This window comes from Paenibacillus silagei, assembly GCF_017874735.1.
GTDB lineage: Bacteria > Bacillota > Bacilli > Paenibacillales > Paenibacillaceae > Paenibacillus_AQ > Paenibacillus_AQ silagei.
Window position 1 is genome coordinate 118,934 of sequence record NZ_JAGGLV010000006.1, and the last position, 15,827, is coordinate 134,760.

Below are 15,827 nucleotides of genomic sequence, written 5' to 3' on the forward strand. Positions count from 1 at the left end.
TCTTGCGTTATTTTAAGGCTGTCTAAATACAATGAGTCTGACTTCTTGGTTCTTGTCTCTGTACACTTGAGCGTGGAAGCGTCCCAGCGTATTCACGTTACAATCATCATTTTTTATATCCAGCATTTGAGAAACACTTTTGCCCTTCTCACCAGTGTTATTACTCAAGTCTACAATTCCATCAGAACCCGGAACTTCATAATTAGCACCATACGTATTCTCCGCATAAAATCCTTCAGTCTTATTCTCCCCCGTATATATCTTTATCGCGAACTGCGGGCGCCCCTTATAACGCATCGCCGCATTAATTACATCCTGACCGGAGACATCCTTGTTATCGTAGCTGTTGAACTCTGCCTGGTTAATCATCTGGGTCTGGGCCAGCGTCTGCTCCTGGGCACGGATGAAGTAGTTGTTAATGACCAGATAGATGCTGACTCCGGCAGCGATTATCAGAATGGTAACGATGATCCCGATGACCCATTTGAGTCCTGTTGAGATATTTTCCATAGTGCCCTCCCTTTATTTAGCCCTGAAGTAGATAGCGGCAATCCGCTCATTGTGGTCTTTGATTAGCGTCGCCCTGAACCTGGATTGGGGGCTGATATAGTATTGGCTAGAAGCATCCGAGATCATCTTGTCCTTCACTGTGTTAGGATCATTCCCCGTTCCCTCTTTAAATTGCCCCCAGGAATAATCAAAGGCACGGCAATAGCCGTCTCCGCTTGGGTTCATACTAATGTATCTATTAGAATCAGTCTGACCATAGACATATGGCCGTTCCACATATAGACAGAAGTTCTGCTCCGATTCATACCGCCGGTAAGCGGTCAGAATCTGTGAACCGCTGACCAGTTGGTTATCGAAGGCGGAATATTGCTGCTCCGAGAGCTCCCTGGCCTGTGCGGCCGCTTGGCTGTTGGCCAGCTCGACTACAGGCTGTGTTTTACCCCAGAGGAACAGCCCCGCTGAGATGATGGCTAGTGTAATCAGAATGGATATGGTGGTCTTCAAGAAGCTTGCTATATTCTCCATGCCTGTATCTCCTTCACATTTTGCCAGTTACAACAGTCAGGTCACCCAGCTGCTGGAAGGCCATATAGACGAAGGGAAGCAGTAAATATAAGGTGAACGTTGCCTGCATCGGCAAGAACCCGAACATTTTACCCAGTGTGTTCTTCCTGCTGATTACCTTCTCATAGTGCTCCTTACGCTGATCCATGGCGAACGACCGCTCCGCATCCATGTCATCAAACGCCTTCTTCACCGGAATCAGATCTGCCGCAACCTGCAAGCGGTCTGCCAGACGTTCAAGCGGGACGAACCGTGCATCCTCCTTCAGCCGGTCGATGGCATCCCAGCCACCGGCTTCATAGTCCAGCATGCACCGCAGCAATTGCCGTTCGAAGATGTAGCTGTACCGGTGCAGCCACTCTATCATTTCATACACGCTAATATTGGGAAATTGGGATAACATCATCGAGAGAGTATTAAAGCCGTCCACCTCATTCTGCATTTCCCATTTCCGGAGCTGTGTGCGGATGAGCAGGAACAGATCGGGCACGTAGAAGCCGGCACAGGCCAGCGTAAAAGCCAGCACAAGCTCATACCATTTGAAGTATTCCTGATGATATTGGTCTACCTGATGAATCAATTGCTGCGCATACGCATTCTGATCCGTATTGAACTGCAAAAAATGCTTGTTTTCCGCTTTCTCCTGAATATAGATCAGCATCTCATCCGGTGTAATATCCTTTGCTATCAGTTCGCCCATTAATGATTGTTCAAAGACATATCGTTCCTCGCTGAGCATCCTTTGCGATTCGGTCTGATTGCCGCCTGTCGTAATCTGCACATTGGGGTGCAGAAGGTTATGCCTGATGCTCCCATGGATAGAGAATTGAAGCACCAGAATCAGCAGGAAAATCCCAGCTGCCGTTAAGCTTTTCTGCAGATAATAAGCATGCTGGGACAACCCCGAGTTGGCATCCTTCAATCGCCGGGCAACCTTGAAATGAACTGGCTCATGCTCTGCCGGAGTAATCCGGTCTGCTGCCCGGAAGACCCATTTCTGTTTCAGCAGCCGGTTCAGCCATTTCCCTTCATCCTTGATCGCCTGGGTATCTTCATCCACACCCTTGAGAATCCGCAGCGCAATAAAAGATACAATAAAAGTGATATACAGCAGGATTAATGAGTACAGCCCCCACGCAGAATTATAGTAATTAGATACAATCGGAAACATATTCTCCGCCCAATTACGAATCGGGTCCAGCATGAAGACTGGTGAGATTGCCACAAAAACGATGCCATACAGCAGCCGGTCAATCCGCTCCCGGCGGTTAATATCCATATGGATCTCTTCTCTGATGTTGCCGAGCATGGACAAGTAAATGGAACGTTCCCCTTTATGAATATCCGCATCACCATATTCGCCTATCTTGTAACTGACTCCGGCCAATTGCTTCATGTACCGGTTCGGTGCTACTTCATAATATTTCTGCAGCTCATCCTCCGGATCTACTGCCGCAAGAATTCCGGCAATCTGCCGGGCGTGTACAGCAACCATCGGCTTGGAGCGCTCCGCCGAATTCTCCAGGCTGACTTGTACCATATGCGTCTGATGATATTCATGCCGGATGTCGAGAATCATGGAGGACTGGTCATACAGCATCTGCTTCACTAACCGTCCGATGAAGAGATCACTCAGGATGCCTCCCATATAGACGGAGACCAGCATAATGGTTACCCGGCTTACCCATGAAGTGGTCCAAAAGAAGGACAGAAGCGAGATCAGCAGAATGCAGGCCACTATCATGATTGTCAACGCAGCCGAACGGCTTCTGACCATGATCTCATTACCGGCATGGATGATCGTCAGACGAGAACGGATACGGTGAAGAAGCTTCTTCACCACCGGCAGCTCGTCCAGTACCGGGTAGGCTTTATGTGCTTGTTCGAGCCACCTTTTCTCCTTGGTTCGTGTGGGAAGCAGTGCCTTCAGGCGTCTTTGCTCCTGATACTGTGTTCCTTTTAATTTACGCTGCACGATACTGAGCAGAATAAGCAGAATAGCCAGCAAAAGGCCCAGGGAGATCAGGACAATCAACATTACTGTTTGCAGATTCATGCGGACTGCCCCCAATATTGTTCGATAAAGGCTTCAAAACGCCCGGCCTCATCTTTATCCATATTCTTCAGCATCTCTTCTCTTTTCCGGCTGCTGATCGGTTGCTTCGCTACGTACTCCCCGGCTTCCCAGACGATGATATCTGTATAGCTGTAAGCACGCCGGTCCGTCATCCGTCCGAAATATTCGGACATGGTATCCATGAATGCATCCAGCTTCTCCATAGGAGTCTCCCGGTTCTTATATTCCTGAGGATACTCATACTGTGAGTCCGCCGGAATGATCTCGGTAATGCGCTCGATATAACGTTTGCCGGCACGCAATACCAAATGAACATTGAAGCCAAGCGCCTCAACGACCTGAACCTCGGCAATCTTCTCATTGCTGAAGGCTCCCGAAGCGACAAGGCTGTTGCGCAAAGCGCTGATCAAATTGGGCAATGTTTTGCCGTGATGCGTAAAGAGCGTATATTCAGAAGCCACCTGGGCTGCCTGAATGACATAACTGACAACGCTGTGGGTGGCCGCTTCACCGACGATATTCACCGCACCATCGGTTTTCTTCTGCACATCCAGCCCATCCTGTCCGCTGACAGAAGGAGTCTCCCGGAAGGACAGAATATTTTTGCCCGGATACATTTTTCTCGCCCAGATCTCAAAGGATGTCTCCTGAATACGGATGTTCTTTGCATCAATGTACTTGATCAGTGCCTTCAGCAAGGTGGTTTTCCCGGAGCCCTGCCGGCCGGTAATTGCAGTAACCTGATGACCCAGAATCAGAAACTCCAGCATTTCTATAGCCAGCGGCGCCCCTTCATCTGTAATCTGCTGCTCCAGTTCTACCAGGGAGTCATTGAATTTGCGGACAAAAAAAGCCCAGCTCTCCGCCATTTTGGGGCGGACCACCACCACTCTGCTTCCATCCGCCATGTCATTAATAATGTAACCCTTGGATTCGTTCAGCTGTCCCGGATTTCCAAAGCCGTAAATATTCTGACAGACCCGCTTGAGCTCTTTCTCCGAACCGAAGCTTAAGAATTCCAGATGGAGTGACTTTCCGCGGTAGAAGGTCCAGACAGCGTCATAGGATTGCGGAAGGAAATGCTGCTGCTTCGTATACTCCAGAAAATCTGTGGTCTGGACAACATCCGGCGGCATCCCGCTTGTCCCCCCGTTGACACCGTCAATATTCTGGTCCCGCAGCTCATCAATCACACCCAGACCTTTATAGATTTGGTACGCTCTCTGTACAATGACCTCAACCTTGTCCTGAAAGGATAATCCCGGCTGCTCTGCGCTGTAGATGCTGCGAATTTGCTCTTCGGTAACCTTGTAGCCCTTAGAACCATCAGGCAATCTATGCAGCGTATCCAGATTGTATTTGCTAACCATTTCATTGAAGGCATTCTGTCCATAATCTTTCTTGAAGGTATAGAGCAGGATGTCGAAACAGTCCTGGGAAGTCAGCCGGTTAGCATGACCGAAGGGTATCACCTTATCTGCATTCCCCTCATCCAGCCCATAGGTCTGCAGCAGCAGATCCTTCATATAGAGCTTCACATATCTCTTCGCTGATAAATCGCCGTGCATGCAAGAGCGCAGCGCCTTCTGCAGTTCTCTGCGCCGTGCCTTGCGGCGGTTGTATTCTTCCTCGCTGGGGCTTCCTTCATAGAGTGAAGACGCAATAATCTCCTCGAAGGCTCTCCTCAGAAACTGCACAATTTCGTTCATATCGTACTTCAATTGAACGGCAGGCGGCGCCGATTTCTTGCTTTTGCCTACCCATAAGTACAGGAATACTCCAATAGCAGCCAGCACAACAATGATCAGGATGATATTAATCATTCGCAGCGTCCAATTCCACTACAGGGAATATCTCCAAAGTCTGCAGGATCAGCTTCCCCATTTGGCGTGCCGCATCATTGAAGTAGACATCCTCGTTGAAATCCAAGAGCCGCTTCCTGGCTTCCCGTGTCTTGAGCAGGAACGGAATGATGCGTTGTTCGTTCAGAGCATCCATATAATTGATATGATGTGGAATGAAGCCGACTTCATTTTTATGTAATCCGTATAGCTTCATAATTTTTTCTTTATTAAATCTGGCTTTACGTTCATAAGAACCCAGACAATACAGGACCGGTTTGTTGTCTGGCACTGGAGCTCTGCCCTTCTGCGTGAAGTAGGCATTCAGACTGGACTGGCTCTGATTCAGATTCACTACAATTAAATCTGCCTGCTTCATAACCATCTGAGCCACCTCCGGGTCTTCACCGGTAGCAATCTCTACAAACAGCAAATCATAAAAGCGTCTATAGTCTTTAAAAATATGCGGAAGCAACAGCTCCGGCTCATGCTTCTCCGTACTCACTGACCCTCTTAGCAGCTCCAGGCGGTTCTTAAGAATAGATTCTGCATGATCCCGTATTCCTTCAGGAGTAAGCATCCCGCACTGCACCAGCCGCTGAATCGCATCCAGCCCGCCCGAGCTGCTTACAGACTGACCAAGGGATCTTGTCTGTGAGAAGATATACTCCAGCATGCCTTGTCCGGAATCTGTATGGGTCATCAGCACCCGGATATGATGATCCAGCGCGATGGTTGCCGCGACAGCGGCCATATTAGAGGTCGTTCTCCCCTGCCCTTGGGCAGGTCCCCAGAAAGCTACAAGCACAATGAACTACCCCCGTTTCCGTGCATACTGCCACAGCTTCTTAATCTCATGCTTTGGAACATTACAGACTTCAATCAAGAAGTCATTCACAGCCTCAGCGAAATCCTTATCAACTTTCAGGTTCACTCTTCCATCATGAATCCAGTCAATTCTTCTGCCTGGGCTGCTAATGTAGCTAATCTTTGAAGTAATCACCGGATAATAATGATCTATATACTTCAGGCCAAGCCCGCATTCTTCTTCGATAACCAGCAATACAACCGGGAGATGCTTCTGATTAAGCAGCGTATCTACGTTCTCCATAGCGTGACGTTCATAGGTGGTGGCAAAGACAGTAACCTCATCCACCAGTCCTTCCGGGTAACCCTGATGCCAGTCATACAGCACAATATCCGGCTTCTCGGTAACAGAGGAATCTGTGATCGTTATACCGGACGCCTCTCCATCTAAATACTGATAATGCCTGTTGTTATCCGTGATGACCATAACCTCATTGTTAAAATAATTCTTCAGCAGCATTGCTGCTGCAAGTATGAAATCATGCTTCTCGCAATCTCCTGCCACAACGATATTCACAGCTGTCACTCTCCTTCGAGCAGTTGATTCTCAGTTGCCGGTGCATCCTCCGTTAAGCCCGCTGAATTCTGATCTGTACTTGAGTCGATAGGCGCCTGATGGGTCTGATCTATAATTCCGTTCACCGATTGCGAATGATCTACCGGGGCAGTCTGCTCCAGTGCCGCTCCCTGTTGAGACTTCCGCTTGCTGACTCCGCTTCCGCTTGGTTCCTGTGCTCCTATGCGGATTTTGTTGCCATCGTCAATAGCCTTAAGGCGTTTATCCAGCTCTGTACGAAGCTTCTCGGCAAGCCCCCACTTGGCCTGTTCAATAATGGACGGATTGCTCTTGATCACGCCCAGTACATCCAGATTAGGCACATAGTTAATCACGGGTTCTGGCTGCAGCTCCGGCTCCACATACTGCTTCATATACAGCTCTGCATTGTTAATATAAGCATCTACCAGAGCCGAAGTAAGCAATTGCGCCTCTTCTTCATTATCATTGAAGAAGGTGTACTGATTCGCCAAATCAACGTCCTTCAGCGATTTCTTGCCCACTACTATGTAATCTTCACCGTTAGGAAATACAATCCGGATATCAACGACATCTTTCTTCGTCAGGCGGAGCGGAAGCTTGATATATTCCGTCTCTTCTTTACGCTCTGACGGGTCAAGTCTCGCCTCATCACGAACCATCTCCGTCGTTACTGCTGTGCCCGGCATAACATCAATCTTCAGATATTTACCGACAATCGCTTTGGACTCGCCGATCAGATTATCGGGCGAGGAGAACTTGGGGAGCTTCTCCTGGATGACATCCTCCTCAGCAATAGCTTCACCCGCCAGCTTAGGGGTCATCAGCACATAAGCGGTCTGGGACTGATCCATGTAGCGCTGCAAGACCTGATCCTTATCCAGCAGCTGCTGCTCATAAGCGGCCCGTTCGTCAATCAGCTTGGCATTATAGTGGCGGTAGGTTGCAAACCATACACCCGAAGTAATAACGGCAACAAGAGAACCTGAAATAATCGTGTATCGTAGAATTTTTTTGCGCTTGCGTACTGCCACTTCATGACCTCTTTTCTCAGGCTATTTAATTTTCCCCGTCATCTTTGTTGCAGCTGCTTTAGCCCGGTCAGCAGCGGCCTTCTCTTCTGCCTGTAGGGTATCCGCATATCTCAGCATATCCGTCTCAAGGCTGCTAATCGCCTGCTTGAAGGTTTCCATCTTCCGGATCCAATCTGTGCAGTGATTCTTGAACTCTTCCCCGCCCAGATCCACCCAATAACCCGGAAGTCCGGTTATAGCAGCGGTCATTTTATCCTTGCATTCCTGGGCAGGAGACAGCAGCCGGTGACAATTGAATGCGAGCCCTCTAACCGTACCTGAATCCATATTCAGCCTCCTTAATCATTGGTAAGGTATCCTACTGTTTCAAGCCTATCGGCTCTGCGGAACAAACGAAAATCCAATGCCTATTAATAGTAAAGTCACAAACAAAACGGTGCCTGCAATGGCCCAGAGCAGCGTTTGCTTGCGAATGAGTTTTTTCTGAACACTCAGCAGCTTCATCACCCATTCCACTGCCGCCTTATCCGGATATAGCGGATCTTGATGGGCAGGCATCAGCATCGCCTGTATCTCCGGGAAGTCCTTCTTCAGCATGTGCAGCACCTCCTGATGCCCATTCTCCAGCAGCAGTCTGCAGCGCTTTCGTTCATACGGATTAAGCGTGTTTAGCTTCTCTTTGAGCAGCTCGTATTTCCACATGGCTCCATTACCGATCAGGATAGGAATCTGCGAGTTCCACCACAGCTCCAGTCCGCTAATTCCCTTACGCTCCTGATGAATATCCAGCCATAGAATAATATGAGTGAAATCACTGGCCAAGAGCTCTGAGATATCCCACGCATAACCCCTGCGATAGAAAGTGACCCCTTCATATTCAAACATGGTCGAAGTGGAATCCTCTTGCTCGCCCTCAAATACAATCTGCTCCAGCGAGCTGATCTCCGGCCGGTTATCTCCGCATACCAGCGGCTTCCAGCCCAGATCTGCCAGTCCTGCAGCCAGCAAAAAGGCCGCAGCACCTACATCCTCTTCTCCCCCGGCACCGCAGATGCCAATCACCAGCGGCACTTGGCTGCCTAGTAATCTCGCAGTTCCTGCTAAGGAAGGCTGTTGCTGGCTTTCTACCGGTATAGATCGTTCCAGACTCTCCAGCGTTCTGGCATCAGCTGCCGGAGCTTCTGTCCGGGCTGTTGGCCTCGGCCGGGGAGCAGCTCCCCCTCCGCCAGAGCCTGAGGAGGGAGCCTGCCTGACACCAGCCGGTGCTGCTCCTGTTCTTGGACTTGCGGCCGGCTGTGGACGGGCAAGCGAATCCACAGTTCTGGCAGCAGCCTGTTCAGATTCTTCCATAGGCTGAACAGGAGCAGGGGCTGCGGTTGAGCCCTTGAATGAGAACAGGCGCTTCTTTTTGCCAAGGATGCTATAATAATCTCTTGTCGTTTTCTTCTCCCTGATCCAATTCAATAGCTCCTCACCCCGGAATTCCGTGGTGAACTGCAGATCGTGAATATTCATATTGACCATCGTCCGGATGAACTCAATATCTGTTTTCAGTGCCGGATCTAATTGAACAATCAGCCGGGTAGCTTTGAGATACTTCCGGATTAATGTCATGAACGAGACAACTTCGGCTGACTTCACAGGTGTGCTGAGACCTGCTCCGCCCTCTATAATGACTATGGAAGAAGGATCTACCTCTTTACTGCTGAAACCCCGTATAAAGCTGTGAAGTGTAGAATGTTTACCTGAGATCACATACCCCTCATTTTCCAGTGACCGTGACAAAAGCATGATGAGATCAGGCGAGCAGACCAGATGTACGCTTTTCATATGTAACCTCCTCTATAATCCTCCTGTTCAATAGGGCCAAATCCGGATAAGCGCCCCATCCCCCTGAATCATATCCGCCAATACCACTTGTAAACCAAGCTCCGTCCACTCTTCTCCAGTGCTGCTAACCTCACATTTAAATTCCCAGTCACCGGGGAGCCAGCTAGCCTGCTTCAGCCATTCAAGACATTGCCCTGTGGTCATTGTGAGGGTGATATCCAAATCCATTGTTTTCTTGTTCGCTCCATTGAATATTACTGTGGTAACCGCTGTTGACATCTCCTGATCCCCCTGATCATTACACGGCTTGCAGCCATAGGCATAACTCCTCAATAGCCGTTGACAATGTTACTCTGTCCCGAGTGATTTCCTCTTCCGGTTCACGCTTCAGCACCCACATCAGATTCTTATGAATCACTAGATTCAGTTCACGGATGACCTGAGCTTCCTTGCCGATGCACCTGATTTCTGCCAGTGCGTATAGCGATGCTCCGGCGTGAAGAATTTCCTCTGCCCAGCGCTCCAAGTCCGGTTCTTCGAAGAGATCTTGTTCAGAATCTCCTTCACCTTCAAGACTCTGGAGCAGTGGAATCCGCTCTATAACCTGGAACATCATTTCATGCTGTGCATAGAGTTCCTGCATAATATATGTATTGGTCTCAGGCAGATACTCCAGCTGAAACCGCGTGTTCCCCTGATGAAAATAATAGATTCTAGAAGGCTTATCTCCGTTCTGTACAACCTGACAGAGGTAAGAAGCACTATTGGCACCTGCGGCAATACACTCATGAAGCACTTCATTAACTTTGGCAAGTCCCATGAAGTCAATCTCCAGATACCCCTTCGCTTCAAGCGTTCTCATCTGGGCATTCATTAACGCACGCTGCCTGCTCTCCGTTTCTGCTTCCAAATCTACAGCTAACCCCGGAAAACCACTCTCCCCGGTTAATGCAGCTAAATATATAATCTCGAGAGCCTGTAATTCAAAACTCTCACGTGCCGGTTCCATCGCTTCATTCACCTGCCATCTATCATTCTGTTGCCATTCTAATTTGCTTCCTGGAGCCTGCAATAAGCAGCATAGCCTCAGCTGGCTCCATTATTTGATTAAGCTCGTTATACTCCATGCTCTCCAGTAAATGAGCGTAAGCCATATGATCGTTCAACCTTCCGCCGGTCAGCAGCGCGTTGCCGCTATTAATCATCTCACCGGCCAGGTTCGTAATAAGCTGCAGCTGGTTAAGCTCATGCACGTCACTGCCCACCATCAGCAGCACGCCAAGTCCGCCGCCAAAGCGGGCAATCCGCTCCAGGTGATCCAGTGAATCATTCTCCATCCGGTCAAAGGCCGACTTGAAATGCGGCATTACCAAGACAAGAAGCGGATACTTGGACAAAATATAATCCGTTTCATCAAATTCCCCAGGTGCGGAGCTGTCAGCCAAAGCTTGACGGGCATCATTTTTTCTAAGCTGCAATTGCTCTATGAAGGTATGAGTGAGCTGCAGAAACTCTTCTGCTGTATCCATAACCGTAAGAGCGGAAACGGATTTCAAGTCTGCCCACTTAAAAGTGTTGCTGTCGAATACATACAGCTCCTTGGTTATGGAATCCGCCGAGGCTTCAAACGCCTTCAGGATCGAAGTAAACGTTAGCTCCACATCCTGCTGCCCGGTATAAGAGACTACAAAGCTGCTGATTTCCTTCAGATTGAGCTCTACCGGCAGTGTCGTGGCCTGTTCCAGTCCAAGCGGCACCAGCGTTCCCCCGGTTCCTTCCGGCCGGTTCTTGACTGCACGCTCCAGAAGCTCTGCAAGTGAAAGCTTATCCGGTATTACAGAAATCTGGGCAGGACTAGTGTCTCCTGCTACGGCTCTCATCTCTGAGCTGATCCGGCGGATGGAAGCCGCGATTTGATCATCCGAGCTGCCTTGGGCCGGCTGCGCAATATGGAATTCCAGAATCCCGTTTTCTTTTAGCAAGCCACGGCCCACTGTATTGGTCGGTTCCATTCCATCTGTCCTGCCCAGAACACTGGAGTAATCCAGCCTGTCAGACATTTGAAATACAAGCGACTGCTTAATATTCTGGCTAATCCGGTAAGGATAGGAGCTGACTGTATTGGCCGTAAACACAAAGTAAATTCCGTAGCCTCCCCCTTCGCGCACAAGCTTAGCCAGATCCATAACATAGTCGTCGTACGCCTCTGCGAAGCCTGTGAAATTATCCAGCATAATAACGATATAAGGGACTTTTTCTCCGGTTGCGTTACAGTAAGAGACCAGATTGCTGATGCCAAGCTGAGAAAATTTACGTTTACGCTCATTTAGTTGGGCGAGTAGCCAGCTAATCAGCTTCCCGAGCTTTTGTTCATCCTCCGGATAAATGACATCCCCCAGATGCGGAAGCTCATGATAGACGCCTAAAGTTCTTGTACCGAAATCCAGAATATAAAAATTCACATATCCCGGATCATATTTCATGGCAAGCGACATGATCATTGTCTTCAGTAGAGTGGTCTTCCCGCTGCTTGGTGCTCCATAGACCAGCAAATGTCCATTTACATTAAAATTAATGTCCAGATTGTACTGCTCCTGATCCGAAGGATTGTCTACCCGCCCAACGCTTGCTACCAGTTGATCCCTTGGCTCCTGCCACTGCTGCCCATTCCATATCCGTTCCTGATCAAGCACCTCCGACAGCGCCAAAGTCTCCGGAAGCGGAGGAAGCCACAGCTGGAAGGCCTCTCCAATGGATTCCTTTGCTGAAATATCGGCAATGTGTTGAACTACAGCCTGCAGTTCACTTAACGCCAAGTTATTGTCGTCCTGTTGCTGCTTCGGAAGCAGTGCTCTGCGCTCCCCGCTTAATGAAACGATGTCCAGCTTAGGCATCCCCTCACCTTCAGCTTCACCCGAATGGTAAGGCGCCCCGCTCCAGGAAGACTGGAACAAGGTGAACAGCTCATTATTGCCCACCTGCAGATAGCCGCGGCCCTTTTCTTTGATCTCGGCAGCCTCCGGACGTTTCAGCATCTCATTACTGTCAGAGGGAGTCTGCACCTTCAGGCACAGCTTAAATCTGGAGTTACTCCAGATTTGATCGTCCACCACTCCGGATGGCTTCTGAGTTGCCAGTATTAAATGAATGCCCAAGCTTCTTCCGACCCGCGCCGCACTGACCAGCTCCTTCATGAACTCCGGCTGATCCGATTTCAGCTCTGCAAACTCATCGACTACGATAATCAAGTGCGGCAGGGGCAGCCGTACCTCCTTATTGCGGTAAAGAACAATATAACTGTCAATACTGGTCACACCAGCTTCACTGAAGAGTCTTTGCCTCCGCATCAGCTCGCTTTTGATGGAGGCCAGCGCCCGGTTAATCTGATTGCCGCCCAGGTTGGTGATCGTTCCCACCAGATGCGGAAGTCCCGTGAAGGCATTGGCCATCCCGCCACCCTTATAGTCAATCAGCACAAACGCAATTTCATGCGGATGATAATTCACCGCCAGACCGAGCAGCAGAGATTGAAGCAGCTCACTTTTCCCTGATCCGGTTGTACCCGCTACCAGTCCATGGGGACCGTAGCTAGTCTCATGCATATCGAAGACAAGAGACTTTCCGCCTGCACCCAGCCCAAGGGGAGTGGACAGCGTACGGTTAGCCTGGTTTCTGGACCAGCGTTCCAGTACCTTCAGCTCCTCAACCTGCTGAGCCTCAAAGCTCTCCAGAAAAGTAACCATAGGCGGAATGTAGCTGTTATTCTGTCCGGCCTTAATGCGGAGCGGTGCCAAAGAACGGGCGAAAAACTCTGCTTGAGTGTTATCCATTGCATCTGCCGTGAACAAATCAGCCAAATGACTCAGCAGATTCTGAGTATCCTTGCGGACCAGTCCTTGCCCGTCCTTAATCTCCAGAATGACCTGGCAATTCAGCGGCAACGCAACGTCGATTTTCTCCGATACAAAAACACTTGTCATTCCAAGCTTCGAATCACCTGACAGCAAGTATTTCATCATCTCCGTACTGTCCCACAGTTCAGGAGCAAAAACCAAAAAAACATAGTGCGGTGTCTGCAAATTCTGCAAGCCGTAGCTTCCTTTGTTACCCTCTTCTCTCTTCCTGAGGTCCGCAAGCAGCTCATCGGCAATCGCAGAAGCTTCGTAGGCTGTCGTGGCCAGAGTTCTTTGACTCCGGTCCTTATTCCAGGTATGCGGCAGCCATTTCAGCCACTCCCAGTGCTCCAGATCTTCCGGCTGCATGACACACACGATTCTTACATCATCGTATCCGTGGTGTGTGGTGAGATGAACGATTGCAGCATTCAGGAAATTGCGGACCTCAGGCCGCTTACCGTATAACCCGAGCGTGCTGATACTGCTTAGAGGAATATAGACCGGGATATCTTTTACGTAATACATCTCCTCGCAGATCTTACTGGCGATCTCTTCAAGCGGATTCTCATCATCGATAGCCTTGGTGGTCGGGGTGTATGTAGGTACGAGAGAGATCGGCTGAACCCCGACCCCAATCCGTATATGTAAAAAATCATCCTCAATAGCTGTTCTCTCCCAGAGCTGTTTACTCCGGCTACGGGCAATTTCTGTACAGCTTTGAATACTTGGATGAATATATGTATGGGCCTCACGCTGCGTACTAGCAGCTCCTTGCAGATCATTGCGAACCTGGAATAAGTAATTGAGATATTTCTTTTCTAACTTTTTGTTTTGCTCCAGATGCTTGTTCACACTGGCTCTATAATTCATGACCGAGACCATCACCGTGAGCGCCGTCATACCCATCGTGGAGACAAGCATAATATAGGACCTGGTCAGGGTTGACATAAATATGGATATGATCAGCATTCCCAGCGGCGGGACGATAATCGTTAACCAGGAGAAGGACGGTTTCTCCGAAGGCCTGGCGGGATCTTCCAGCTCCAGCACGCCTACCGGGTAGTTTGGTTTAATCCGGGGGGTTCTTTGTACCTGATTGGTTGTCATTTCTTGAATGTTCATTCTTTTCATCACCACTGGATAGGAATTTTGGATTACGAAGAAGATAATTTAATTTTTAAACAATTATTGTATATTTTCATTAAATTGGGACGGGCTTTATTTTTTATCGGATCAGCAAGTGAATAGTTTATATTTTACATAACATTTTCTGCTAAAATAGTTCATTGATCCCTTATGAGCGTTTTTTATCTTTACTCTATTAAAGTTAATAGAGGAGAAAGTTATAGTTCCTTAGTCATATTTTTTTGTCGAAACGAATTTAGATATAAGGATTTTGTCGGATTTACGTTTCATCTATACTTCAATCTAAAAAGTGTCTTGACTTAAACCTTGGTTTAAGTCGTATCCTATAACTGTCGACACCTAAACAATCAATTGGAGGCCTCCAGATGAACTATTATTCCATTGGCGAAGCTGCAACGCGGTTAGGGATTCCGGAATCTACCATACGTTTTTATGAGAAGCAGGGGTTACTGCCCCGGATGGAGCGGGATGAAGCGGGCAGGCGGATTTTCACGGAGGATTACCTCGTTTTCCTTAAGATCATCCTCTATCTGAAAAACACACAGATGCCCATAAGCCAGATCAGGCAATATGTAGACTGGATGGCGGAGGGGGACAGCACGATTGCATTGCGGCTTGCCATGTTTCAAGAACATAAGCAGGCTGTATTGGCACAAATCGCGCTCATGACCGAATCCTTGCAGGGAATTGAGAAGAAAATAGAACGTTATACGAATTATTTAGAGACTAACGGGAAAGAGGTTTTATCATGAAGCTCTCAGGAAACACTCTTCTGATTACAGGCGGAGGCTCCGGCATCGGACTGGCTATGGCGGAACGGTTCATCCAAATGGGGAACACAGTCATCATTACCGGACGGCGTGAGCAAGTGCTACAGTCGGCTAAGGACAAAGTCCCCGGCCTGATTACCCGCTCGTGCGATTTAATGGTAGAGTCAGAACGCCTTGCTCTCTTAGACTGGGTAACATCAAGCTATCCGGGAGTCAATGTCCTGGTGAACAATGCCGGGATTCAGCAGCGCTTCAATATACAGACAGCGGATGTTAGAAACCATTGGGCTGATTTCAATCAAGAAATTACCACCAACCTTGAAGCCCCTCTTCATCTGGCTATGCTGTTTGCTCCATTCTTCGCAAGCCAGGAGGCTGCAACCATCATTAACGTGACCTCAGGTCTGGCCTTTACTCCGTTTGCCATCGCACCCATCTATTCAGCAACGAAGGCGGCCCTTCATTCCTTCACGGTAAGTCTCAGACTCCAGCTCTCCGGGACCCGCGTTGAGGTCATCGAGGTGGCCCCGCCGGCCGTAAATACCGATCTCGGCGGATCAGGGCTGCATGTACATGGCGAGCCGTTAGATGCGTTCACGGATGGAATTTTTCAGGGATTCGCTGAAGGACTCCAGGAGATCGGATACGGCACCTCTGTGGACCGTCTGCGCATGTCACGGGACCGGATTGACGAATATGCAGCGCAAATGTATGAGGCGACGAAAGGCTACATTGAATAAAAGATTTGAATCAAAAC

At 49.0% G+C, this 15,827-nt stretch carries 14 protein-coding genes; 2 read left to right on the plus strand and 12 right to left on the minus strand.

What is annotated here, in order from left to right; all coding sequences use genetic code 11:
- Window positions 1-12: 12 nt before the first annotated feature.
- Genes J2Z70_RS11200 through essC form a run of 12 tightly spaced genes read right to left on the minus strand, consistent with a single transcriptional unit; the run spans window position 13 to window position 14,276 of the window.
- Window positions 13-510, minus strand: coding sequence for a hypothetical protein (locus J2Z70_RS11200; RefSeq protein WP_209872724.1), 498 nt, complete (start codon window positions 508-510; stop codon window positions 13-15).
- 12 nt (window positions 511-522) lie between these two features.
- Window positions 523-1,035: a hypothetical protein gene (locus J2Z70_RS11205; RefSeq protein WP_209872727.1), complete on the minus strand. Its 513-nt coding sequence runs from the start codon at window positions 1,033-1,035 to the stop codon at window positions 523-525.
- A 13-nt stretch (window positions 1,036-1,048) separates the two neighbouring features.
- Entirely contained in the window at window positions 1,049-3,130 is a 2,082-nt protein-coding gene (locus J2Z70_RS11210) for a hypothetical protein (RefSeq protein ID WP_209872730.1), read from the minus strand.
- Window positions 3,127-4,974: an ATPase, T2SS/T4P/T4SS family gene (locus J2Z70_RS11215; RefSeq protein ID WP_209872733.1), complete on the minus strand. Its 1,848-nt coding sequence runs from the start codon at window positions 4,972-4,974 to the stop codon at window positions 3,127-3,129. The genes J2Z70_RS11210 and J2Z70_RS11215 overlap by 4 nt, the downstream gene beginning before the upstream one ends.
- A complete protein-coding gene (locus J2Z70_RS11220) occupies window positions 4,967-5,800 on the minus strand; it encodes a hypothetical protein (protein ID WP_209872736.1) in 834 nt (277 codons plus the stop codon). Before J2Z70_RS11220 ends, J2Z70_RS11215 begins: the two co-directional genes overlap by 8 nt.
- Before the next feature lie 6 nt (window positions 5,801-5,806).
- Window positions 5,807-6,376, minus strand: coding sequence for a hypothetical protein (locus J2Z70_RS11225; RefSeq protein WP_209872739.1), 570 nt, complete (start codon window positions 6,374-6,376; stop codon window positions 5,807-5,809).
- A gap of 5 nt (window positions 6,377-6,381) precedes the next feature.
- Entirely contained in the window at window positions 6,382-7,428 is a 1,047-nt protein-coding gene (locus J2Z70_RS11230; protein WP_209872742.1) for an SAF domain-containing protein, read from the minus strand.
- A 21-nt stretch (window positions 7,429-7,449) separates the two neighbouring features.
- A complete protein-coding gene (locus tag J2Z70_RS11235; protein WP_076079061.1) occupies window positions 7,450-7,755 on the minus strand; it encodes a hypothetical protein in 306 nt (101 codons plus the stop codon).
- Window positions 7,756-7,800: 45 nt separating this feature from the next.
- Entirely contained in the window at window positions 7,801-9,258 is a 1,458-nt protein-coding gene (locus J2Z70_RS11240; protein WP_209872745.1) for a hypothetical protein, read from the minus strand.
- Between the two features lie 27 nt (window positions 9,259-9,285).
- Window positions 9,286-9,537 carry a hypothetical protein gene (locus J2Z70_RS11245; RefSeq protein ID WP_209872747.1) on the minus strand — a complete coding sequence of 84 codons (252 nt, stop codon included), beginning with the start codon at window positions 9,535-9,537 and terminating at the stop codon, window positions 9,286-9,288.
- A gap of 19 nt (window positions 9,538-9,556) precedes the next feature.
- Window positions 9,557-10,279 carry a hypothetical protein gene (locus J2Z70_RS11250; protein ID WP_209872748.1) on the minus strand — a complete coding sequence of 241 codons (723 nt, stop codon included), beginning with the start codon at window positions 10,277-10,279 and terminating at the stop codon, window positions 9,557-9,559.
- Between the two features lie 10 nt (window positions 10,280-10,289).
- Entirely contained in the window at window positions 10,290-14,276 is a 3,987-nt protein-coding gene (essC, locus tag J2Z70_RS11255) for a type VII secretion protein EssC (RefSeq protein ID WP_209872749.1), read from the minus strand.
- Between the two features lie 389 nt (window positions 14,277-14,665).
- Between essC and J2Z70_RS11260 the strand changes: the two genes are divergently transcribed.
- Entirely contained in the window at window positions 14,666-15,052 is a 387-nt protein-coding gene (locus J2Z70_RS11260; protein ID WP_209872750.1) for a MerR family transcriptional regulator, read from the plus strand.
- Complete coding sequence (locus J2Z70_RS11265; RefSeq protein ID WP_209872752.1) at window positions 15,049-15,810, plus strand: SDR family oxidoreductase; 762 nt, start codon at window positions 15,049-15,051, stop codon at window positions 15,808-15,810. The genes J2Z70_RS11260 and J2Z70_RS11265 overlap by 4 nt, the downstream gene beginning before the upstream one ends.
- Window positions 15,811-15,827: the final 17 nt, after the last annotated feature.

Excerpts from the sequence above, each read along its gene's own strand:
- J2Z70_RS11265 (WP_209872752.1), top strand. The coding sequence starts at position 15,049 with ATGAAGCTCTCAGGAAACACTCTTCTGATTACAGGCGGAGGCTCCGGC.
- J2Z70_RS11235 (WP_076079061.1), bottom strand. The coding sequence starts at position 7,755 with ATGGATTCAGGTACGGTTAGAGGGCTCGCATTCAATTGTCACCGGCTG.
- J2Z70_RS11200 (WP_209872724.1), bottom strand. The coding sequence starts at position 510 with ATGGAAAATATCTCAACAGGACTCAAATGGGTCATCGGGATCATCGTT.
- essC (WP_209872749.1), bottom strand. The coding sequence starts at position 14,276 with ATGAACATTCAAGAAATGACAACCAATCAGGTACAAAGAACCCCCCGG.
- J2Z70_RS11260 (WP_209872750.1), top strand. The coding sequence starts at position 14,666 with ATGAACTATTATTCCATTGGCGAAGCTGCAACGCGGTTAGGGATTCCG.
- J2Z70_RS11240 (WP_209872745.1), bottom strand. The coding sequence starts at position 9,258 with ATGAAAAGCGTACATCTGGTCTGCTCGCCTGATCTCATCATGCTTTTG.
- J2Z70_RS11205 (WP_209872727.1), bottom strand. The coding sequence starts at position 1,035 with ATGGAGAATATAGCAAGCTTCTTGAAGACCACCATATCCATTCTGATT.
- J2Z70_RS11210 (WP_209872730.1), bottom strand. The coding sequence starts at position 3,130 with ATGAATCTGCAAACAGTAATGTTGATTGTCCTGATCTCCCTGGGCCTT.
- J2Z70_RS11215 (WP_209872733.1), bottom strand. The coding sequence starts at position 4,974 with ATGATTAATATCATCCTGATCATTGTTGTGCTGGCTGCTATTGGAGTA.
- J2Z70_RS11245 (WP_209872747.1), bottom strand. The coding sequence starts at position 9,537 with ATGTCAACAGCGGTTACCACAGTAATATTCAATGGAGCGAACAAGAAA.